Source organism: Thermobifida alba, assembly GCF_023208015.1.
Classification (GTDB): Bacteria; Actinomycetota; Actinomycetes; order Streptosporangiales; family Streptosporangiaceae; genus Thermobifida; species Thermobifida alba.
The window spans coordinates 3,007,765-3,029,533 of record NZ_CP051627.1; the positions used below are offsets into that span (position 1 = coordinate 3,007,765).

Here is a 21,769-nt window from a genome sequence, read left to right on the forward strand (position 1 = left end):
CCTGTGTGCGGACGACGCGGGGACCGCGGGCCCCCGGCCCCGGGCACGACGCGACCACACGCCGTCCAGGGTATGGGTCCGCCCTGTGACCGACAGGGCGCCGCAGGGTGAACAACCCGTGCTGGGGTCAGCCTATCCCGCCATGCGGCACCGTCGGAGAAGCCGGGGCCCGATGGCGAGGGAGAGCGTGGGCGGCCCTCGGTCCCAGCAACCCTGTAGCGTCTAGGGAGACGCTAGTTCCACCACCCCACGGTCGAGTTGAGGAGCCCCTGTGAACGGTGAGCCATCGGCGCCGCAGCCCGGAAGACACGAAGTGACGGTCGAACGCGGCGGCCTGTGGGGGCTCATGTTCTCTTTCGCCGGCCTGCTGCTCCTCCCCTACAGCGCCGCCCTCTCCGTGCTCGGCATCGTCCAGGGAGCCCGCGCCCGCAGGAAGGCCCGTGCCCAGGGAACACAGGCGCCCGGTTCGGTCGCCAGCATCGTCGTCGGCGTCATCGGAATCCTGTGGGCGCTGCTGTTGACCGCGGCCCTGGCGGTGTTCTCCGACGAACTCAGGGCCTACGGCGAGTGCACCGCCCGCGCCCACACGGTCAGCGCCCAGGAGAAGTGCGACGACGCCTACTTCGACGCGGTCGGCGACCGTTTCCCCGACCAGCCGTGGGTGCGTGACCTGCTGGAGAACGGCCGGGCCAACCCCTAGTCCCGCGCCGGGTCCGAACGGTCCGGAGGATCCGCGTCAGCCTCGTAGGTGACGCCGTACAAATCCTCGGAGTCGTCCTCCCCGCCCCCTCTCCGGAGCCCGCCCCACCGGGAGCCCGACAGACGCGGCCGCCGGACCGGGCGCCGCGGACCGGGCCGCGGCGCCTCGTCGTCCCTCCGCTGCCGTACGCCCTCCCGGCCGGCGCCGTCGCCCGCGGCCGCGTCCCGGAGGTGCCGCCAGTTGACGACCCACGCGGCGACCGCGGCGCTCACCCCCACCTCCAGGGCCGCGACCACCCCCACCTGCCAGGGGGAGGGGCCGACCTCGGCCAGCCGGTTCGCGCCCAGAGGGCCTCCGGCCAGGGCCGCGAGCCCGGCCCACAGCGCTCCCGTGCCCACCCCGCACGCGAAACCCCACAGCGGAGCGGCCTCGTTGACCGGTACCGGCGCGTCGCGCAGGGTGCGCCAGCCGCCGACGGCCCCGGCGAGGAACGGCGCGGCCAGCGCCGCCAGGGACAGCACCGGCGCGGGCCCGTTGTCGGGCAGCGCGGCCAGCATCGGGAGCTCCGGCAGCGGCCCCAGCGCCACCCCGGTGGGCGCCACGACCGTGTCCGCGCCGAAGGCGAAGCCCGTTCCCACCGCGTAGGAGACGCCGAAGACGATCGCGTTGGGCAGGTACAGCAGTTGGATGACGAGCAGCAGGACACCGCCGACCGCACCGGGCGCGAGCTGCCGGGTGGTGGCGACCGCGTCCCCGAGGCCGGCGATCAGTCCGGCGAGGAACAGCAGCGCGCCCGTCAGCACGAGGACCGCCGACGCGCTGAAGAGGCCCGCCAGGAGCACGCGCAGCCGCAGGGGCATGAGTCGCAGGAGCCCGCGCCACGGAATCCGGCGGTCTTTGAGCAGCTGCCGCAGCGCGCCCAGCCCGCCGGCGGTGAACGCGAGCAGGAAAGCGGTGACCAGCGCCTGGGACATGCTGGGCTGGACCGTGTCGTCCCGCCCGGCCAGCGCCAGGGTGCCGGCGATGGCCGCGTAGGGGCCGGCCAGGGCGAGCGCCGCCTGGAAGGCGTGCCTGAGGCGGGGCAGCACGCAGACGCGGGCCAGGCGCCGTCCGGAGTGGTACAGCAGCAGGCCCGGCAGCACGAGCAGGCCGATGGGGAACAGTCCCAGCCGGCCGTGGGAGGTGGCGAGTTCGACGTGGTGTCCGACCAGCCACATGCGGACCGCCATCCGGAACACGTCGACGATGTCGTCGCTGAACGTGGCGGGGGGAGCGGCGATCCAGCCGGCGAGGGTGAGGGTGGTGAGCGTGGCCAGGCCGATCGAGGCGGCCGACGCCGCTCCGATTCCGCCCGACGCGTACAGCGGACGGGTCTGTCCGCCGTGGCCGACCGGTCCGGGGGCGGTCGCCGGGCGGCCGCCGGGGCGGTCGGGTCTGCGGGGTCTGCGGGGTCTGCCACCGCCGGGCGGGTTCCGGCGCTTGGACGGTCCTGGAGGCGCGCTCACCCCTCCATGCTCCCAGGCGCGCGCCCCGGGGGGACCTATTTCCGGCTGGCGTGTCGGAACTCGCCGGAAAGGCCCCGTGTGGTAGGGCGTGTCCCCGCGGGGAGGCCGGCGTGGAACGGCGGAGGCCCTGCCGCGGTCGCCGTACCGCGGCAGGGCCTCCCTCTGGTTCCGGGGGCCGGTCGGGTCCGTCAGAACAGGGCGCGCGCCAGCTTCGCGGTCTCGCTGGGCGTCTTGCCCACCTTGACGCCGACGGCCTCAAGGGCTTCCTTCTTGGCGGCGGCGGTTCCGGAGGAACCGGAGACGATGGCGCCGGCGTGGCCCATCGTCTTGCCCTCGGGGGCGGTGAAGCCCGCGACGTAGCCCACGACGGGCTTGGTCACGTGCTGCTTGATGTACTCGGCGGCCCGCTCCTCGGCGTCACCGCCGATCTCACCGATCATCACGATCGCGTCGGTGTCGGGGTCGGCCTCGAACGCGGCGAGCGCGTCGATGTGCGTGGTGCCGATGATCGGGTCGCCGCCGATGCCCACGCAGGTGGAGAAGCCGATGTCCCGCAGCTCGTACATCATCTGGTAGGTGAGCGTGCCGGACTTGGACACCAGTCCGATGCGGCCCGGCTTCGTGATGTCGGCCGGGATGATGCCGGCGTTGGACTGTCCGGGCGAGATGAGGCCGGGGCAGTTCGGGCCGATGATGCGGGTCTTGTTGCCCTTGCTGCACGCGTGCGCCCAGAAGGTGGCGGTGTCGTGCACCGGGATGCCTTCGGTGATGACGACCGCCAGGCCGATCTCGGCGTCGATCGCCTCGATGACGGCGTCCTTGGCGAACTTCGGCGGCACGAAGATCACGGTGACGTCGGCGCCGGTGGCCTTGATGCCCTCGGCCACCGAACCGAACACGGGGACCTGGGTGCCGTCGAAGTCGACGCTCTGGCCGGCCTTGCGCGGGTTGACGCCACCGACGATGTTGGTACCCGCCGCGAGCATGCGGCGGGTGTGCTTGGTGCCCTCGGAGCCGGTCATGCCCTGGACGAGGACCTTGCTGTCCTTGGTCAGGAAGATAGCCATGTCGTTCAGTCCCCCCGCGCTTACTTCGCGGCCAGTTCGGCGGCCTGTGCGGCGGCGCCGTCCATGGTGTCCACCTGGCGGACCGCCGGGTGGTTACGGTCGTTGAGGATCGAGCGGCCGAGCTCGGCGTTGTTGCCGTCCAGGCGCACCACCAGCGGCTTGGTCACGTCCTCGCCCCTGGACTCCAGCAGTTCGAGCGCCTGCACGATGCCGTTGGCGACCGCGTCGCAGGCGGTGATGCCGCCGAAGACGTTGACGAAGACGCTCTTGACCGCGGGGTCGCCGAGGATGATCTCCAGGCCGTTGGCCATGACCTCGGCGGACGCGCCGCCGCCGATGTCGAGGAAGTTGGCGGGCTTGACGCCGCCGTACTGCTCGCCGGCGTAGGCGACGACGTCCAGGGTGGACATGACGAGTCCGGCGCCGTTGCCGATGATGCCGACCTCACCGTCGAGCTTGACGTAGTTGAGGCCCTTCTCCTTGGCCTTGACCTCCAGCGGGTCGCCTTCGGCGGCGGAGGCCAGCGACGCCAGGTCCTGCCGGAACTCGGCGTTGTCGTCCAGCGTCACCTTGCCGTCGAGGGCGACCACACGGCCGTCCTTGGTGAGGATGAGCGGGTTGACCTCGACGAGGGTCGCGTCCTTGCCGACGAAGACGTCCCACAGCTTGGTGATCACCTCGACGGCGCCCTGGGCGGCGGCCTCGGGGAGCTTGCCCTGGGCGACGATGTCGGCGGCGACGTCGGCGGGGGCGCCCTTGAGGGGGTCGATGGAGACCTTCGCAACAGCCTCGGGGTTGGTCGCCGCGACCTCTTCGATCTCCATGCCGCCCTCGGCGGAGCAGATGGAGAGGAAGGAGCGGTTCGCGCGGTCCAGCAGGAAGGAGAAGTAGTACTCCTCGGCGATGTCGCTGGCCTCTTCGACGAGGACCCGGTGGACGGTGTGGCCCTTGATGTCCATACCGAGGATCTGCTCGGCCTTGGCGACCGCGTCCTCGGGGCCGTCGGCCACCTTGACACCGCCCGCCTTGCCCCGGCCTCCGGTCTTGACCTGGGCCTTGACCACGACACGGGACTTGCCCGCGGCCGCGAACTCTTCGGCGATGGCACGCACCTCCTCGGGCGTGCTCGCCACCTTCCCCTGGGGTACCGGGACCCCATATTCCGCGAAGAGTGCCTTCGCCTGGTATTCGAACAGGTCCACGAGGGTCCGTCCTTGTGACTCGCTGGCTGGGTGTTCTGCGGAGGTCGTTCCTCAACGCGGGAACCTCTCCGGGGTGCGCCGCGTTGGAAATATGCTCGTACAAGCCATCCGCACCATGCGGAAGCTTATCCAGCCCGCCTCCCGGCAACCGACACCGGGTTGCCGATGACCAGTGGCGTGACCTCCCAGAACCGGCCGTTCGTCCGTTATTCCCCACTCTGCGCCGATAACCCGTGTGACGGGTTACACAAGATTCACAGGTCGGCTCTGCTGCGCTGTGAGCTTCTTCACTCTGGCTCCGAACGGGTCCGGTGTTCAGGCGAACTGGTCGATGCCGAGCCGGACTACCAGGAGCACCACGACCACCAGCAGCACACCGCGCACGAACCCCGTTCCGCGGCGCAGCGCCATGCGCGCCCCCACCTGCGCTCCGACGATGTTGCACACCGCCAGCCCCAGTCCGATCAGCCACATCACGTCGCCGTTGGCGGCGAAGACGATGACGGCGCCGAGGTTGGTGGCCGTGTTGATGATCTTGGCGGACGCCGAGGCGGTGACGAAGTCCAGGCCGATGATCGAGGTCAGCGCGATGATCAGGAAGGTTCCTGTGCCCGGTCCGATGAGGCCGTCGTAGCAGCCGATTCCCAGGCCCGCCACCAGTACCGCGACGGCCATGCGGGCGGGGGTGCGCAGCCTCGGTTCGGCGAACCGCCCCACCGCGGGGCGCAGGACCACGAAGAGCGCGACGGCCAACAGCACCACCATGATGATGGGGCGCAGCGCCGCGGAGGACACCGCTCCGGCGAGCGCTGCTCCGCAGCCCGCACCGAGGAGGGCCAGTCCGGCCGCCGGCCACACCACCCGGGCCTCGGACTTGACCCCGCGGGCGTAGGTGATGGCCGCCGAGCAGGTGCCGAAGATCGCGGTCAGCTTGTTGGTGCCGAGCACCGCGGCCACCGGCGTGGTCGGGAAGGCCACGAGCAGGGCGGGAAGCATGAGCAGTCCGCCGCCGCCCACGACGGCGTCGATCCATCCGGCGGCGACTGCCGCAGCCATGAGCAACGCGACGATCTCGACGTCCATGCGCTACCGGTCCGGCTGAGCGGGGCGCCTCCGCGAGGCGTCCCGGTAAGGGGTACCTGTGGTCACAGGAGCAAGAGCCTATCCCCTTGCGCACCGGTTGCTCCGTTCCGTCCTGCTCGCCACGGTCCGGGCGCTTTCCCCGCGGGGGCACGGGCCGGCTCCGGTCGGGTAGTGGGGCGGCATGAGCGAGGACTTCGAGCGGTTGGCGACCGAGGAACTGCGGGAGAGGGCGGTGGCGCTGGCCCGGAGGCGCTGGGACGTCGGCTATCTGTGGCGGTTGGTGGAGCACATTCCGGGTGCCGAGGCGGTCGCGGGCCGTCCGGAGGCGGGCAGGACTGGAGCGACCAAGCTGTCGGTGCTGTTCAGCCAACTGGTCGCGGAACGCGAGGGGGACCAGCAGCTCCGCGAGGCGTTGCGTCCGCTCTACCTGGACTACCTGCGCAGGCACAGCGCTCCCTGATTCTCGTCGGAGCCCCCGGCCAGGGAGTGTGTCATTTCTCTCTCCAACAGAAATGGGGCCACCCGACCGGGTGGCCCCATTTCTTCGGAAAAGCAAAAGGGAGAGAATGCCTCTCGGACATCCTCTCCCTTTTCAATGTGTGTGTACGGCGGCGACCTACTCTCCCACCCCACCACAGGGCAGTACCATCGGCGCTGGACGGCTTAACGACCGGGTTCGGAAAGGGACCGGGTGGACCCCGCCCGCTATGACCGCCGTAACCCTCACCCCACACCCACCCCCCACACGGGGGACGAGCAGGGAAACCTACTCATGGATTCGTGTGCGCGAACACCTTGTATCTGCGGTGGACAAGCCCTCGGCCGATTAGTACCGGTCAGCTCCACCCCTCACAAGGCTTCCACATCCGGCCTATCAACCCCATCATCTCTGGGGAGCCTTACCCACTCACGGTGGCAGGAGACCTCATCTCGAAGCAAGCTTCCCGCTTAGATGCTTTCAGCGGTTATCTCTCCCGAACGTAGCCAACCAGCCATGCTCCTGGCGGAACAACTGGCACACCAGAGGTTCGTCCATCCCGGTCCTCTCGTACTAGGGACAGCCCTTCTCAAGTCTCCAACGCGCGCAGCGGATAGGGACCGAACTGTCTCACGACGTTCTAAACCCAGCTCGCGTGCCGCTTTAATGGGCGAACAGCCCAACCCTTGGGACCAACTCCAGCCCCAGGATGCGACGAGCCGACATCGAGGTGCCAAACCATCCCGTCGATACGGACTCTTGGGGAAGATCAGCCTGTTATCCCCGGGGTACCTTTTAGCCGTTGAGCGACGCCGCTTCCACACGCCGACGCCGGATCACTAGTCCCTGCTTTCGCACCTGCTCGACACGTCCGTCTCACAGTCAAGCTCCCTTGTGCACTTACACTCACCACCTGATTGCCAACCAGGCTGAGGGAACCTTTGGGCGCCTCCGTTACCCTTTAGGAGGCAACCGCCCCAGTTAAACTACCCACCAGACACTGTCCCCGAACCGGATCACGGTCCCAGGTTAGATGCCCGAAACAGCCAGAGTGGTATTTCACCAACGCCTCCACCCGAACTGGCGTCCGAGCTTCACCGGCTCCCACCTATCCTACACAAGCCATCCCAAACACCAATGTCAAGCTATAGTGAAGGTCCCGGGGTCTTTCCGTCCTGCTGCGCGAAACGAGCATCTTTACTCGTAGTGCAATTTCACCGGGCCCACGGTTGAGACAGCGGGGAAGTCGTTACGCCATTCGTGCAGGTCGGAACTTACCCGACAAGGAATTTCGCTACCTTAGGATGGTTATAGTTACCACCGCCGTTTACCGGCGCTTAGATTCCCAGCGTCGGCAGGCCGAAACCCACCTAACCAGTCCTCTTAACGTTCCGGCACCGGGCAGGCGTCAGTCCGTATACCGCGTCTTACGACTTCGCACGGACCTGTGTTTTTAGTAAACAGTCGCTTCCCCCTGGCCTCTGCGACCCCACCCAGCTCCGGACGCGAAGTCCATCACCAGACAGGGCTCCCCTTCTCCCAAAGTTACGGGGACAATTTGCCGAGTTCCTTAACCATGGTTCACCCGAACGCCTCGGTATTCTCTACCAGACCACCTGCGTCGGTTTCGGGTACGGGCCGTCCACACACTCGCTAGAGGCTTTTCTCGGCAGCACGGGATCACTCACTTCGGCTCAACGCCTCGACATCACGCCTCACCCGTCACGGAACACGGATTTACCTATGCTCCAGGCTACACGCTTGACCCGGGACAACCACCGCCCGGTAGAGCTACCCCCCTGCGTCACCCCATCACTTACCTACTACCCCCTCGGATCCCACGCCGACCAGCCACAACACCCGAAGGCACTGCACCAGCCGGTGGTGGTTAGCATCAGAAGCCTCGGTACTGGGCGCATGCGGACGGGTACGGGAATATCAACCCGTTATCCATCGACTACGCCTGTCGGCCTCGCCTTAGGCCCCGACTCACCCTGGGCGGATTAACCTGCCCCAGGAACCCTTAGTCAATCGGCGCCGGTGTTTCTCACACCGGTAACGCTACTCATGCCTGCATTCTCACTCCCACGCAGTCCACCACAGGATCACTCCGCAGCTTCACCCCACGCAGGACGCTCCCCTACCACACCGACACCCCCACAGAGGCACCGGCATCCACGGCTTCGGCGGTGTGCTTAAGCCCCGCTACATTATCGGCGCACAATCACTCGACCAGTGAGCTATTACGCACTCTTTCAAGGATGGCTGCTTCTAAGCCAACCTCCTGGCTGTCACAGCAACTCCACAACCTTTTCCACTTAGCACACGCTTAGGGGCCTTAGCCGATGATCTGGGCTGTTTCCCTCTCGACCACGAAGCTTATCCCCCGTAGTCTCACTGCCGCGCTCAACTTCACCGGCATTCGGAGTTTAGCTGACCTCAGTAACCTTGTCGGGCCCATCAGCCAACCAGTCGCTCTACCTCCGGCAAGCACACGCGACGCTGCACCTAAATGCATTTCGGGGAGAACCAGCTATCACGGAGTTTGATTGGCCTTTCACCCCTACCCACACCTCATCCCCCAGGTTTTCAACCCTGGTGGGTTCGGGCCTCCACGAGGTCTTACCCCCGCTTCACCCTGGACATGGGTAGATCACCCCGCTTCGGGTCCACAGCATGCGACTCAACGCCCTCTTCAGACTCGCTTTCGCTACGGCTCCCCCACCCGGGTTAACCTCGCCACACACCATGACTCGCAGGCTCATTCTGCAAAAGGCACGCCATCACCCACCCCAAAAGACAGGCTCTGACGGCTTGACAGCACACGGTTTCAGGTACTCTTTCACAACCCCTCACCGGGGCACTTTTCACCTTTCCCTCACGGTACTCGTCCACTATCGGTCACCAGGACGTATTCAGGCTTAGCAGGTGGTCCTGCCAGATTCACACGGAATTCCTCGAGCTCCGCGCTACTCGGGCACGCGCCCCACGACTAGACCCAGCCTTCGCCTACGGGACTCTCACCCACTACGGTACCGTTTCCCACCGGTTTCGACTAGCCGAGCCATCACCGCGTCCCACCGGCAGATGGAACCGGACACGCCCCACAACCCCACACACGCAACGACTGCCGTCTTTACCACGCACGCGGTTTAGCCATCCTCCCCTTTCGCTCACCACTACTCAGGGAATCACTATTGTTTTCTCTTCCTACGGGTACTGAGATGTTTCACTTCCCCGCGTCACCACCAACTGCCCTATACATTCAGACAGCGGCGACGTGCCATCACGCACGCCAGGTTTCCCCATTCGGACACCCACGGATCACCGCTCGGTTGACAACTCCCCGTGGACTATCGCGGCCTCCCACGTCCTTCATCGGCGCCTGGTGCCAAGGCATCCACCGTATGCCACACTCGCTTGGCCACCACAGAAACAAGATGCTCGCGCACACTATCCACAAATCAAACAACCAGCCACACACCCGACCACCACCCAACCCACCCCCTCCCACAACAGCAGGAGGACCAGCAGGCCCGGAGTTCGCCGGGATGGCACCCGCGGAAACACCCACCCCCCACACCCAGCCCCACCAGCAAGGCCCCACCCCACACACGAGGCAACACCCCACCACAGGACACCGGCGCAGAGGAACGGTTGCTCCCTCAGACACCCAACAGCGCGCCCCCGCCACCCAACCCCCACAAGAAGGCCGACCAACGAGGCAAGTCTGTTCCTCCACACGCCGAGTACCACACCCCCACACCCCAGACGAGGCACGGAAGCGGGTTCCACTGTCGAGCTCGCCGACCCACGACAATCCGGTCGGCACCACAAGCTCCTTAGAAAGGAGGTGATCCAGCCGCACCTTCCGGTACGGCTACCTTGTTACGACTTCGTCCCAATCACCAGCCCCACCTTCACACGCTCCCTCCCCGAGGGGTTAGGCCACGCGTTTCGGGTGTTGCCGACTTTCGTGACGTGACGGGCGGTGTGTACAAGGCCCGGGAACGTATTCACCGCGGCGTTGCTGATCCGCGATTACTAGCGACTCCACCTTCATGGGGTCGAGTTGCAGACCCCAATCCGAACTGAGACCGGCTTTAAGAGATTCGCTCCGCCTCACGACATCGCACGCCCTCTGTACCGGCCATTGTAGCATGTTTGCAGCCCAAGACATAAGGGGCATGATGACTTGACGTCGTCCCCACCTTCCTCCGAGTTGACCCCGGCAGTCTCCCATGAGTCCCCACCATCACGTGCTGGCAACATGGAACAGGGGTTGCGCTCGTTGCGGGACTTAACCCAACATCTCACGACACGAGCTGACGACAGCCATGCACCACCTGTCACCGATCCCCGAAGGACCCCCCATCTCTGGAGGATTACCGGTGATGTCAAACCTTGGTAAGGTTCTTCGCGTTGCGTCGAATTAAGCAACATGCTCCGCCGCTTGTGCGGGCCCCCGTCAATTCCTTTGAGTTTTAGCCTTGCGGCCGTACTCCCCAGGCGGGGCGCTTAATGCGTTAGCTACGGCACGGAAACCGTGGAAAGTCCCCACACCTAGCGCCCAACGTTTACGGCGTGGACTACCAGGGTATCTAATCCTGTTCGCTCCCCACGCTTTCGCTCCTCAGCGTCAGGTAAGGCCCAGAGACCCGCCTTCGCCACCGGTGTTCCTCCTGATATCTGCGCATTTCACCGCTACACCAGGAATTCCAGTCTCCCCTACCTACCTCAAGCCTGCCCGTATCCACTGCACACCCGAAGTTAAGCCCCGGACTTTCACAGCAGACGCGACAGGCCGCCTACGAGCTCTTTACGCCCAATAATTCCGGACAACGCTCGGACCCTACGTATTACCGCGGCTGCTGGCACGTAGTTAGCCGGTCCTTATTCACCACCTACCGTCAACCCCCAGAACACTGGGAGCCTTCGTGAGTGGTAAAAGAGGTTTACAACCCGAAGGCCGTCATCCCCCACGCGGCGTCGCTGCGTCAGGCTTCCGCCCATTGCGCAATATTCCCCACTGCTGCCTCCCGCAGGAGTCTGGGCCGTGTCTCAGTCCCAGTGTGGCCGGTCGCCCTCTCAGGCCGGCTACCCGTCATCGCCTTGGTAGGCCATCACCCCACCAACAAGCTGATAGGCCGCGAGCCCATCCCCAACCGGAACAAACCTTTCCACCCCCCACCATGCAGTGAGAAGTCGTATCCGGTATTAGACCCGGTTTCCCGGGCTTATCCCAGAGTCAGGGGCAGGTTACTCACGTGTTACTCACCCGTTCGCCGCTCGTGTACCCCCGAAGGGGCCTTACCGCTCGACTTGCATGTGTTAAGCACGCCGCCAGCGTTCGTCCTGAGCCAGGATCAAACTCTCCATCAAAGGCCTAAACACCAACCCCCACACCCCACCGGGGGTGCGGAAGCGGCACACCTATCAAGAGAGGCTCAACCCAAGCCCGACACCCCAAGGGTGCCGATCAAAGGAACCCCCACCCCCCACACGAGGGATGGAAGGAGCCAAAACAACACAAACTCGGCTGTAAAGAAACAAACACGCGCTGTTGAGTTCTCAAGAAACAACCGCCGACCGTCTACAAACCCCCACCCGGGAGCTCTTCCCCAGCCACGGCATCTCCGCTTGGTTCCCAGAGTCCCACCGGCACCTGCCGGTTCGCTCTGGGGTGTTTCCACTCTAGCGCCTGTCCGAAGTGCTCGGACCATCCGGCTCGGAGTGGGAGGACCGGCCCGGCCGCGGCTTCCGCCGTGTCCGTCTCGCTCGGTCCAAGATCCAGAATACCCGCTCCGCAGACCGCTTCGCACATCCTCTGGATCCGGCCGCCTCGCTCCGGAAGACCTCCGGATCCCGGCGACGTCGCAAGACTTTAGCCGACCTCCGCCCGCTTGGCGAATCGACGCGGGACGGGGGCCGCGAGGCGCCGCCGTCCCCGGTCCGGACCAGCTCAGAGCTTCTCGATCGGCGCGAACCTGACCATGAGGTCCTTCTCCCCGACGTCCGCGCCGAAGTCGACACGGATCTTGGTGCGGTCCCCGGTCCCGTCGACCAGGAGCACCGTGCCCAGCCCGAACGAGTCGTGGTTGACCTTGTCCCCGGGGCGCAGCGACGGCACCCGGCGCTCCGGCCTGCGGGCCGCCGCGCCACGGGCGGGGGAGGCGGACCGCCTCAGCGACTCCATCGAGGACTCCTCGCGACGCCAGGTCACCAGCTCCGCGGGGATCTCGTCCAGGAACCGTGACGCGGGGTTGTAGGCCGGCGCCCCCCAGGAGCTGCGCACCGCGGCCCGGCTCAGGTAGAGCCGCTCCTGTGCCCGGGTGATGCCCACGTAGGCCAGCCGCCGCTCCTCCTCCAGCGCCGACCGGTCGCCGAGCGTCCGCAGGTGCGGGAAGACCCCGTCCTCCAGGCCGGTCAGGAAGACCACGGGAAACTCCAGGCCCTTGGCCGAGTGCAGGGTCATGAGGGTGACCGCCCCGCCCTGTTCGTCGGCGTCGGGGACCTGGTCGGCGTCGGCGATGAGGGAGATCTGCTCCAGGAAGTCCACCAGGGTGGGCTCGGCGGCGCCGTCCCCCGCCTCCGCGGTGTCGTCGTCGACGGCCACGGCGTCGAAGGACGCCTCGAACTCGCGGGCGACCCCGACGAACTCCTCCAGGTTCTCCACCCGGCTCTCATCCTGGATGTCCTTGGAGTTGACGAGTTCGTTCAGGTAGCCGGTGCGTTCCAGCACCGCCTCGACCATCTCGGCCGGACTGCTCGTGGCGACCAGCGCCTCCAGTTCCTCCAGGAGGGCGACGAACTCCTTGATCGCCTTGAGGGAGCGGGTCGCGATCCCCGGCGCCTCGTCCGCGCGGCGCAGGGCCTGGGCGAAGGTGATCCGCTCCCGGGCGGCGAACATCTCGATCACCGCCTCGGCCCGGTCGCCGATGCCCCGCTTGGGCACGTTCAGAATCCGGCGCAGGCTCACCGTGTCCTCGGGGTTGGCCAGCACCCGCAGGTAGGCGAGGATGTCGCGGATCTCCTTGCGCTCGTAGAACCGCACCCCGCCGACGATCCGGTACGGCAGCCCGGTGCGGACGAACACCTCCTCCAGCACCCGGGACTGGGCGTTGGTCCGGTAGAACACCGCGACGTCGCCGGGGGCGCAGGCGCCCGCGTCGGTGAGGGAGTCGATCTCCCGGACGACGAACGCCGCCTCGTCGTGCTCGTTGTCGGCGACGTAGCCGACGATGGGCGGCCCCTCCCCCCGCGCCGACCACAGGTTCTTGGGGCGGCGCTCCGCGTTGCGTTCGATGACGGCGTTGGCCGCGTTGAGGATGTTCTGGGTGGAGCGGTAGTTCTGCTCCAGCAGGATGGTCGTGGCCTGCGGATAGTCGCGCTCGAACTCCAGGATGTTGCGGATCGTGGCCCCGCGGAAGGCGTAGATGGACTGGTCGGCGTCGCCCACCACGCACAGCTCCGGCCCGGGCGTCGCGGGGTCGGCCTCCCCCACGAGTTCCCGCACCAGCGCGTACTGGGCGTGGTTGGTGTCCTGGTACTCGTCCACCAGCAGGTGCCGGAACCGCCGCCGGTAGTGCTCGGTGACCTCCGGGAATATCTGCAGCAGGTGGACGGTGACCATGATCAGGTCGTCGAAGTCCATCGCGCCCGCCTCGTACAGGCGCTGCTGGTAGAGCTTGTACGCCTCGGCGAGGACGCGCTCCTGCTCGTTGGCGGCCCGGTCGGCGAAGGTGTCGTAGTCCACCAGTTCGTTCTTGAGGTTCGACACCTGTGCGGAGAACGACTTGGGCGGGAAGCGCTTGGGGTCCAGGTCGAGTTCCCGGCAGACCAGCTGCATCAGCCTCCGGGAGTCGGCGGAGTCGTAGATGGTGAAACTGCTCGGGTACCCCAGGCGTCCGGCCTCGCGGCGCAGGATGCGCACGCACGCCGAGTGGAAGGTCATCACCCACATCGCGTTGGCCGTGCGCTCGCCGAGCAGCCGTTCGATGCGCTCCCTCATCTCCGCCGCGGCCTTGTTGGTGAAGGTGATCGCGAGCACCTCGCCGGGGCGGACCCCCCGTTCGGCCAGCAGGTACGCGATGCGGTGGGTGAGGACGCGGGTCTTGCCCGACCCCGCCCCGGCGACGATCAGCAGCGGACCGCCCTGGTGGAGCACGGCGGCGCGCTGGGGCTCGTTGAGACCTTCGAGAAGCTGCTCTTGGGAGGACACCCCACCAAGGGTAGACGCGGGTGGGCGGGGGTGCGGGCCTCCCGCGGCTAGTCTGGGCCGGAACCTGCGGAAGCGACGGCTGTGGAGGATTTCGGTGCGGGTGTTCATCGACTGCGACCCCGGGATCGACGACGCGTTGGCGCTGGCCTACCTGGCGGCGGACAGCAGTGTCGAGATCGTGGGCGTGGGGACGGTCTACGGCAACGCGGCCGTGGAGACCACCACGGACAACGCGGTGCGCCTGCTGCGGCTGTTCGGCAGGCCGGACGTCCCGGTCTCGGCGGGAGCGGCCCGTCCCCTGGTGCAGCAGCCCCGGCTGGCCGCGCACGTCCACGGCGCCAACGGGCTCGGCGGCATCGAGGTGCCCGCCGCCGAGCGGATCGACGTCTCCGAGTCCGCGGCCGAGGCGCTGGTGCGCCTGGCCCGCTCCGCTCCCGGGCAGATCAGCGTCCTGGCACTCGGTCCGCTCACCAACCTGGCCCTGGCCCTGGCCCTGGAGCCGCAGCTGCCGCAACTGGTGGACCGCGTCGTGGTGATGGGCGGCGCGGTGCGGGTCCCGGGCAATGTCACACCGTGGGCCGAGGCCAACGTCAACAACGACCCCGAGGCGGCCGAAGCCGTGCTGGGCGCGGGCTTCGACCTGACCCTGGTGGCCCTGGACGTCACCATGCGCGCCCTGGCGACGGAGTCGTGGCTGGAGGAACTGGCGGGGATGGAGGGCGAACGCGCCCGGTACGCGCACCGGTTCCTCACCTACTACGTGGACTGGTACACGTCGTTCCTGGGGCAGCGCGCGTGTGCGATGCACGACCCCCTGGCCGCGGCGGTGCTGCTCGACCCCGCGCTGGTGACGGAGTCGGTGACCCTCCCGGTGCAGGTGGAGCTGACCGGCACCCACACCCGCGGCATGACCGTCGCGGACCTGCGGACGAGGCCGGAGTCCAGGTCCCGTGCCCCGGTCGTGCTGCCCACCGCGGTGGACGTCCCCGAGTTCCTCGCCCGCATGCTGCGGGCGTTGGCCTGAGCCGCCTCAGACGAGCTTGCGGGCGGTGGCCCAGCGGCTCAGCTCGTGCCGGTTGGACAGCTGGAGCTTGCGCAGCACCGAGGACACGTGGGTCTCCACGGTCTTGACCGAGATGAACAGCTCCCGGGCGACTTCCTTGTAGGCGTAGCCGCGCGCGATCAGCCGCAGCACCTCGCGTTCCCGCTGGGTGAGGCGGTCGAGTTCGGGGTCCACGGGGGGCGCGTCGGTGGCCGCGAAGGCGTCGAGGACGAAGCCGGCCAGCCGGGGGGAGAACACGGCGTCGCCGTCGGCCACGCGCACGATCGCGTCGGCGAGCTCCTTGCCGGAGATGGTCTTGGTGACGTAGCCGCGGGCGCCGCCGCGCACCACGCCGATGACGTCCTCGGCGGCGTCGGAGACCGACAGGGCGAGGAAGCGGATCTCGGGGTGTTTCGGCAGGACCCGGCGGAGCACCTCGACGCCTCCCCCGCCGGGCAGGTGGACGTCGAGCAGGACCAGGTCGGGACGCTGTTCACTGATGACGTGCACCGCTCCGTCGACGTCACCGGCCTCCCCGACGACCTCGACGGCGTCACCGAGCTCGCCGCGTACACCGCTGCGGAACAGCCGGTGGTCGTCGACGATCACGACCCGCGGGATACGGCCACTGGCGAAGGTGTTCTCTTCTCCCACGTCGTGGACTCTACCCGCCTCCTCCCCGGCGGGGAACCCGGCGTCCGCCATCGGACGGGGCCGTTTTCCGTCCGTTCACCGGCCGTCACCGAGCGGCCCGGGAGCTAACGGGTCTGGGGGCCGCGGGGCATGCGCAGCTGGACCTCCGTCCCCTCGCCCGGCGCGGTGCGGACGCGGGCGTGTCCGCCGTGGCGTTCCATGCGGCCGATGATCGAGCCGCGCACGCCCATCCGGTCGGCCGGCACGGCGTCCAGGTCGAACCCGGTACCGCGGTCGCGGACGAAGACGAGCACCTCCTCCGGTTCGACCTCGCAGAACACCGAGATCGTGTCCGCTCCCGCGTACTTGGCGGCGTTCACCATGGCTTCCCGGGCCGCCTGCAGGGTGGCGCGCAGCTCGTCGTCGAGCGGGCAGTCGCCCACGCAGACCACTTCGATGGGCACGCCGTGGGCCTCCTCCACCTCGGCGGCCACCCGCTCCAGGGCCGGCGAGACGGTGGTCTCGTCGTCGGTACGGCGCTGGTAGAGCCAGCTGCGCAGCGCCCGTTCCTGGACCCGGGCCAGCCGCTGGACCTCGCGCGGGTCGTCGGCGCGGCGCTGGATGAGGGTGAGCGTGTGCAGCACGGAGTCGTGGATGTGCGCGGCCAGTTCGGCGCGTTCCTGGCTGCGGATGCGCTCCCGGCGCTCCCGGTCCCGTTCCCGCACCAGGCCGATGATCCAGGGGGCGACGATCAGCGCGATCCCGGCCAGCAGGGTGAGTGCGAAGGTGAGGCCCGCGCGTGCCTCGTGGAGCTGCTGCTGGAAGGCGAGGAAGCCGATGACGCCGACGATGACGAGCAGGACGCCCGCCCCGGTGCGGACCCAGCCCTTGCCGCGCAGGGCCGTGGAGGCGACCCATTCGTCGCGTTCGGCGGGGTTGGCCTGCTGCCACAGGATGGTGCCGCCGAGCGCGCCGAAGACCAGGAACCACAGCAGCGGGTCGAGGACGCCGCCGAAGAGCAGGAAGAGCAGCCCCAGGCCGGTGGCCAGCGCGATGTAGGCCAGCATCTGGCTGATGTCGCGGCCCCTGCGGCGGGTGCGCTCCGCCCCGTCGGGGGAGGGCTCCTCCTCGGTCTCGGGTTCGACCGGGACGACCAGCAGCAGGGTGAGGTAGACGGCGATCCCGACGCCGCCCACGGACAGCGCGAGCAGCGCCAGCCTCGCCACGACCGGGTCGATGCCGAGGTGGCGGGCCAGCCCGGAGCAGACCCCGCCCAGCAGCCGGTCGTCCCTCCCCCGGTACAGCCGCGGTGTCTCTTCTGTCGTCGCGGTCACCGTCTCCTCGCATTCGTGTGGCTCCTTCCAGCATGCCCGGCATCGGGAGGGGTCCGCATCGGGGAGTGCCCCGGTCCCGTGGTGCGGGAGTTCAGGGTGGGGTCAGGGAACTCCCCGATGGGAAGCGGAGAAGCGGACGGGCGACCATGGACCCATGGTGGATGGCGAGCCGAGGGATGAGGCGAGGGCGCCGGAGTCCGCCGCGGCGGACACGTCCCCGGCGGCCGGGGCCGCGGAACGCGAGCTGCGTCGGGACGACGCCGCCGGCGTGATCACCGGCGTGGCCGCGGGACTGGGACGGCACACCGGGATCGACCCGGTGGTGTGGCGTACCGCGTTCGCGGTGACCGCGTTGGGCGGGGGGACCGGACTGTGGCTGTACGCCTTCGCGTGGCTGCTGATGCGTGACGCACGCGGCGGCCCCGCCCTGCTCGAACAGCTGCTGAACCGGCGGCTGAGCGGCGAGGCCGTGCTGGCGCTGCTCGGCGGCGGACTGGCCCTGGGGACGGCGTTCAACCTGATCGGCGGGTTCGGGTGGACGACGCTGGTACTGGCGGTCCCGCTGGTCCTGGGGGGACTGATCGCGCACAACCGGGGGGTGGACCTGTCCCGGGTCGCCCGGCAGTTGCCGGAGTGGTTGACGAAGCGGGAACCGCCGCCGAACGCTCCCGGTTCCGAGCCGGACCCCGCCTACTACAACCCGGCGCAGCCCTGGGCCGCGGCCCCGAGCGGGCCGATCGACCTGGCGGTGGTGGCTCGGCAGAGCGCCGCACGGGAGGCCCCGGACCCCGACGACGAGGAGGACGAGGACTCCGGCGAGGACCGGGAGCGGCCGCCGCGGCCGAAGGACCGGGACGACGCCGCGGCGCGGCCCTCCCCGCGGCGGGGGGTGAGCCTGCTCGGCGTCTCGGCCTGGATCGTGGCGGCGCTGACCGCGGTGGTGTTCGTGCACGCCGGCGGGGTGTCGGTGGGCGCCCTGCTGTCGCCGCAGGCCGCTCCGCTCTACCTGGGCGGGGTCATCACGGTGTGCGGTGTGGTGCTCGTCGTCGGCACGTGGGCGGGGAACCCGCGCGGGGTGGCTCCGGTCGCCGCGCTGGTGACGGTGCTGGCCGTGGCCGCGACGACGACGGACCTGACGCAGTTGCGGTTCGGTGACGCGAGGTGGCGTCCGGCGGCGGTCTCCGAGGTGCGGGAACCGTTCGAGTTGGGGGTCGGCCAGGCCCGCCTGGACCTGACCGCACTGCCCCTGGAACCGGGGCAGGAGGTGACGGTGCGCGTACGGGTCGGCTTCGGGTCGCTGGACGTCCTCGTTCCCGACTCGACGCGCGCCGTGGTCCACGGCCGGGCCGGGTTCGGCCGGGTCGCCCTCGCCGACAGGGTGTCGCAGTTGGGGGTCGGGCTGGCCCTGCACGACACCCTGGAGCCGGTGTCGGGTTCCGGTGGGGACGGGGCAGCGGAAGAGGCGGTGTCGGAGGCGCCGACGCTGAACCTCGTCCTGGATTCCTACGCGGGAGATCTGGAGGTGTGGCATGTCGCGGCGTAGCGCCGACTGGGCCTCGCTGGTCGCGGGGTTGCTGTTCGTGCTGCTGGGACTGGCGTTCGTGGTCAGCGGCACCACCGCGTGGGAGGTCAACGTGCTGTGGGTGCTGCCGGTCCTCGCCATCGGTCTGGGGCTGGTCGGGGTGGTCCGCGCCCTGGTGCGGTCGCGCGACCGGCCGGACCGGCGCTCCTCCTGAACCGCCGCGGGGCGGCGCAAAGTTTCTGCTGTGCCGGGGGAAAGACATCGTGCGTCCGCTCCGCTCCCCGCCGTCGCCGCAACTGGTTCGTCTAGGGTCGTGCGCACTGTGACGATCATGCCGACGTGCGCGCGAAACCGCAGGTGGACGCGGATTCGCCGCCGCGGAGTGGGAGGGGGTCCGTTGCCCGACATCGGTGTCACCGTCGACGGCGTGCGCCACGACGACGAGGTGGAGGCGTGGCTGCCGCTCGCCCGGTACCTGCGGGAACGGGTGGGCGGTGGCGGCGTCGTGCCCCCGGAGTGCGAGACGGCGGAGTGCGGTGGGTGCACCGTGCTGGTGGACGGGGCGGCCGTCAAGAGCTGCCTGATGCTGGCGGTCCAGGCCGACGGGTGCGCGGTCACCACCGTCGAGGGGCTGGCGGACGACCTCGTGGCGCGGCCCCTCGCCCGTGCGTTGCGGCGGCACGCCCAGCGGTGCGCGCGGTGCCTGCCGGGGCTGGTCGTGGCGGCGACGGACCTGCTGCGGAACCGTCCCGACCCCTCCGAACAGGAGATCCATGAGGGGCTGGCGGGCGTCCGGTGCCGCTGCGGGGACGACGCCGACGTCGTGCGCGCGGTGCGTGCGGCCGCGGACTCCCTGGGGGTCTGGGGGACTCGGCAGACCGGTGTCCGGGAGGTCGGATGAGGGGGGACAGCGGCGTGCTGCCGCCGGAGTTCGAGTACGTGCGGGCACGCGACGTCGCCGAGGCGGTCCGGGTGCTGGACGACAGCGCGGAGGGGCGGGTGCTGGCGGGCGGCCAGAGCCTGCTGCCGCTGCTGCGGTCGCGCCGGGTCCTCCCGGACGTGCTGGTGGATCTGGGCGGGGTGGCGGAGCTGCACGGGGTGCGCGACGAGGGCGACGCGCTGTGGATCGGCGCGCTGTCCACCCACCACGAGGTGGCGTGCGACCCGCTGGTACGCGCGCACGCTCCGCTGCTGGCACAGGCCGCGGCGGCGGTCGCCGACCCCGCGGTGCGGCGCCGCGGAACCGTGGGCGGGGCGCTGGCGCACGCCGATCCGGTCTTCGACCTGCCCGCGGTGGCGGTGGCCCTGGGCGCGGAGTGCCGTGTCGCGGGCCCCGAGGGGGAACGCGGTGTCCCGGCGGCGCGCTTCTTCGTGGGCGCGGGAGCCGCCGCGATCGGTCCGAACGAGGTGGTGACCGGTCTGCGTGTGCCCCGGTGGCCCGGCTGGTCGTTCCACTACGAGAGGTTCCCCTCGGACGGGAGGTCGTGGGCGGTCGCGGGGGCCGCCGCGGGGGTGCGGCTGGTGGACGGGCACATCGCCGCGGCCCGGGTGGTGCTGGGCAACCTGGGGCCGACCCCGCTGCGGGCCTCGGCGGTGGAGGCCGCGTGCGCGGGGCTTCCCGCCCGGGCCGCTCCGGTGCGTGCGGCGGCGCGGGCCGTCGACGCGGACGTCGTGCCGCCCGACGCCGTCGGCGACCAGGACCGGCAGCGCGGCCTGGCCCGGGTGCTGGCCGGTCGGGCGCTGATCGCCGCCGCGGAGGTGTGACCTTCCCGCGGATACGGGCGGGACGTCCGGGAGGGATGGAGCGTCGGGTGCCGCGGTTGCCGCCCCGGAACGGCGCGCGGGTCACCGTCCCGCCTCGGTTCGGTGTGGATCCGGCCGCACCTCCGCTCTTCTCCCCGCCACTGGGGAACCATCCCCGATGAGGCCGTCTTCTAGGCTGGTACAGCCTGTCCCCGCTTCTGTTTGGAGTCGCCGTGGAGCCGCAGCACAACCCCTACGGGGGTGGTCCGCAGCACACTCCTCCCTCAGGAGGGTCCCCACCCGGCCGGCCCCCGTGGACGGGCGGGCCGTTCCCGGGCGCTCCGCCGCCGTACGCCCCCGCGGGGTTCGGGACGCCCCCGCCGCGCCGCCGCACCGGGCTGATCGTCGGACTGGTCGCGGGCGGTGTCGCGCTGGTGGTGGTCGCGGTGACGCTGGTTCTCGTCCTGGAGTCGCGCCCCACCCGGATCAGCGACCTGGCGGCCGTGCACCGGGCCATCGAGTCGCGCTACGAGCAGGAACCGTTCCTGGGGGTCGGTGAGTTCGACGGCGAGCACACCGTCTACGTCTCGCTGCACCTCTACGACGTCCACGGCGCCGGCAGGCTGCGGAAGACCTCCGTCGCGGTGTCCCGGCTCGTCTGGGAGAACGTGCCCGGCTCGTACGACCAGGTGGCCGTGGCGCTGTCCAACAACAGCGACGATCCGTTCGTGCAGGTGCTGAGCACCAGGGAGCTGCGGGAGAACTTCGGGGCGCGCCCCGGCAGCCTGACCGCCGAGAAGACCAACGGTCGGAACGCCACCCTGAACCGGGCGGGCGACTGCTCGACGCAGTTGGACTACTGCGACTCCCCCGCGGAGGCGCTGGTCAGTCCGAACAGCCGGGTGCTGATGGAACGCACGTGCCGGCAGGTCGACTGGAGCGAGTTCCCCGCCGAACCCGTCCAGATCCGCAACCACATCCCGGAGAAGCACGGCGCCGAGTCGTCGATGACCTACCTGCTCTCCCCGGTCACCGCCCCCGAACCCGACTACGTCACCGTCGCGCTGATCGGGAAGCGCGACGACTTCATCGACGTGACGTGCATGGTCGGGGAGGAGGGGGAGTACGAGATGTACAGTCGCGCGGACTACGCGGACGCGGCGGACTGAGTCCGCGCCCTCCCCGGGACGGTGGGGCGGGGGCCCGTGTCGGAAGGCGGAACCGCCCGAGGTGCGGCGG

Annotated in this window: 15 protein-coding genes and 3 rRNA genes; 8 read left to right on the forward strand and 10 right to left on the reverse strand. The window is 69.1% G+C overall.

The window, feature by feature from the left end:
- Positions 1-271: 271 nt before the first annotated feature.
- Positions 272-700, forward strand: coding sequence for a DUF4190 domain-containing protein (locus FOF52_RS13255; RefSeq protein ID WP_248590275.1), 429 nt, complete (start codon positions 272-274; stop codon positions 698-700).
- Here FOF52_RS13255 and FOF52_RS13260 read toward each other — a convergent pair.
- The 4 genes from FOF52_RS13260 to FOF52_RS13275 form a co-directional block, all read right to left on the reverse strand.
- Positions 697-2,205 carry a cell division protein PerM gene (locus FOF52_RS13260; protein ID WP_425265489.1) on the reverse strand — a complete coding sequence of 503 codons (1,509 nt, stop codon included), beginning with the start codon at positions 2,203-2,205 and terminating at the stop codon, positions 697-699. The genes FOF52_RS13255 and FOF52_RS13260 overlap by 4 nt on opposite strands.
- A 188-nt stretch (positions 2,206-2,393) precedes the next feature.
- The gene (sucD, locus tag FOF52_RS13265) at positions 2,394-3,272 is read right to left on the reverse strand and encodes a succinate--CoA ligase subunit alpha (protein ID WP_248590276.1); all 879 of its coding nucleotides are present in this window, start codon (positions 3,270-3,272) and stop codon (positions 2,394-2,396) included.
- 20 nt (positions 3,273-3,292) lie between these two features.
- Complete coding sequence (gene sucC, locus FOF52_RS13270) at positions 3,293-4,474, reverse strand: ADP-forming succinate--CoA ligase subunit beta (RefSeq protein ID WP_248590277.1); 1,182 nt, start codon at positions 4,472-4,474, stop codon at positions 3,293-3,295.
- Positions 4,475-4,789: 315 nt separating this feature from the next.
- Positions 4,790-5,557, reverse strand: a complete 768-nt coding sequence (locus tag FOF52_RS13275) for a TSUP family transporter (protein ID WP_248590278.1) — start codon at positions 5,555-5,557, stop codon at positions 4,790-4,792.
- A gap of 181 nt (positions 5,558-5,738) precedes the next feature.
- Here FOF52_RS13275 and FOF52_RS13280 point away from each other — a divergent pair, with 181 nt between their 5' ends.
- Positions 5,739-6,017, forward strand: coding sequence for a hypothetical protein (locus FOF52_RS13280; protein ID WP_248590279.1), 279 nt, complete (start codon positions 5,739-5,741; stop codon positions 6,015-6,017).
- Positions 6,018-6,160: 143 nt separating this feature from the next.
- Here FOF52_RS13280 and rrf read toward each other — a convergent pair.
- The 4 genes from rrf to pcrA form a co-directional block, all read right to left on the reverse strand.
- Positions 6,161-6,276, reverse strand: a 5S ribosomal RNA gene (rrf, locus tag FOF52_RS13285).
- Between the two features lie 87 nt (positions 6,277-6,363).
- Positions 6,364-9,461, reverse strand: a 23S ribosomal RNA gene (locus FOF52_RS13290).
- Between the two features lie 420 nt (positions 9,462-9,881).
- A 16S ribosomal RNA gene (locus FOF52_RS13295) occupies positions 9,882-11,417 on the reverse strand.
- The 16S, 23S and 5S rRNA genes sit together here, the layout of an rRNA operon.
- A 580-nt stretch (positions 11,418-11,997) precedes the next feature.
- On the reverse strand, positions 11,998-14,256 hold the full coding sequence (gene pcrA / locus FOF52_RS13300; RefSeq protein WP_248590280.1) for a DNA helicase PcrA: 2,259 nt from the start codon (positions 14,254-14,256) through the stop codon (positions 11,998-12,000).
- Positions 14,257-14,350: 94 nt separating this feature from the next.
- Here pcrA and FOF52_RS13305 point away from each other — a divergent pair, with 94 nt between their 5' ends.
- Positions 14,351-15,280 carry a nucleoside hydrolase gene (locus tag FOF52_RS13305; protein ID WP_248590281.1) on the forward strand — a complete coding sequence of 310 codons (930 nt, stop codon included), beginning with the start codon at positions 14,351-14,353 and terminating at the stop codon, positions 15,278-15,280.
- 6 nt (positions 15,281-15,286) lie between these two features.
- Here the strand turns inward: FOF52_RS13305 and FOF52_RS13310 are convergent, their stop codons facing one another.
- Positions 15,287-15,952, reverse strand: a complete 666-nt coding sequence (locus FOF52_RS13310) for a response regulator (RefSeq protein WP_282573461.1) — start codon at positions 15,950-15,952, stop codon at positions 15,287-15,289.
- Positions 15,953-16,056: 104 nt separating this feature from the next.
- On the reverse strand, positions 16,057-17,265 hold the full coding sequence (locus FOF52_RS13315) for an ATP-binding protein (protein WP_248590282.1): 1,209 nt from the start codon (positions 17,263-17,265) through the stop codon (positions 16,057-16,059).
- A gap of 154 nt (positions 17,266-17,419) precedes the next feature.
- Between FOF52_RS13315 and FOF52_RS13320 the strand changes: the two genes are divergently transcribed.
- The 5 genes from FOF52_RS13320 (at position 17,420) to FOF52_RS13340 (ending at position 21,699) form a co-directional block, all read left to right on the forward strand.
- Complete coding sequence (locus FOF52_RS13320) at positions 17,420-18,808, forward strand: PspC domain-containing protein (protein WP_248590283.1); 1,389 nt, start codon at positions 17,420-17,422, stop codon at positions 18,806-18,808.
- A complete protein-coding gene (locus FOF52_RS13325) occupies positions 18,795-19,001 on the forward strand; it encodes a hypothetical protein (protein WP_248590284.1) in 207 nt (68 codons plus the stop codon). Before FOF52_RS13320 ends, FOF52_RS13325 begins: the two co-directional genes overlap by 14 nt.
- Before the next feature lie 183 nt (positions 19,002-19,184).
- Positions 19,185-19,688, forward strand: a complete 504-nt coding sequence (locus FOF52_RS13330) for a (2Fe-2S)-binding protein (protein ID WP_248590285.1) — start codon at positions 19,185-19,187, stop codon at positions 19,686-19,688.
- Complete coding sequence (locus tag FOF52_RS13335; protein WP_248590286.1) at positions 19,685-20,551, forward strand: FAD binding domain-containing protein; 867 nt, start codon at positions 19,685-19,687, stop codon at positions 20,549-20,551. Before FOF52_RS13330 ends, FOF52_RS13335 begins: the two co-directional genes overlap by 4 nt.
- A 212-nt stretch (positions 20,552-20,763) precedes the next feature.
- Entirely contained in the window at positions 20,764-21,699 is a 936-nt protein-coding gene (locus FOF52_RS13340) for a hypothetical protein (protein ID WP_248590287.1), read from the forward strand.
- Positions 21,700-21,769 lie beyond the last annotated feature (70 nt).

Excerpts from the sequence above, each read along its gene's own strand:
- sucD (WP_248590276.1), bottom strand. The coding sequence starts at position 3,272 with ATGGCTATCTTCCTGACCAAGGACAGCAAGGTCCTCGTCCAGGGCATG.
- FOF52_RS13275 (WP_248590278.1), bottom strand. The coding sequence starts at position 5,557 with ATGGACGTCGAGATCGTCGCGTTGCTCATGGCTGCGGCAGTCGCCGCC.
- FOF52_RS13280 (WP_248590279.1), top strand. The coding sequence starts at position 5,739 with ATGAGCGAGGACTTCGAGCGGTTGGCGACCGAGGAACTGCGGGAGAGG.
- FOF52_RS13320 (WP_248590283.1), top strand. The coding sequence starts at position 17,420 with ATGGTGGATGGCGAGCCGAGGGATGAGGCGAGGGCGCCGGAGTCCGCC.
- FOF52_RS13325 (WP_248590284.1), top strand. The coding sequence starts at position 18,795 with ATGTCGCGGCGTAGCGCCGACTGGGCCTCGCTGGTCGCGGGGTTGCTG.
- FOF52_RS13335 (WP_248590286.1), top strand. The coding sequence starts at position 19,685 with ATGAGGGGGGACAGCGGCGTGCTGCCGCCGGAGTTCGAGTACGTGCGG.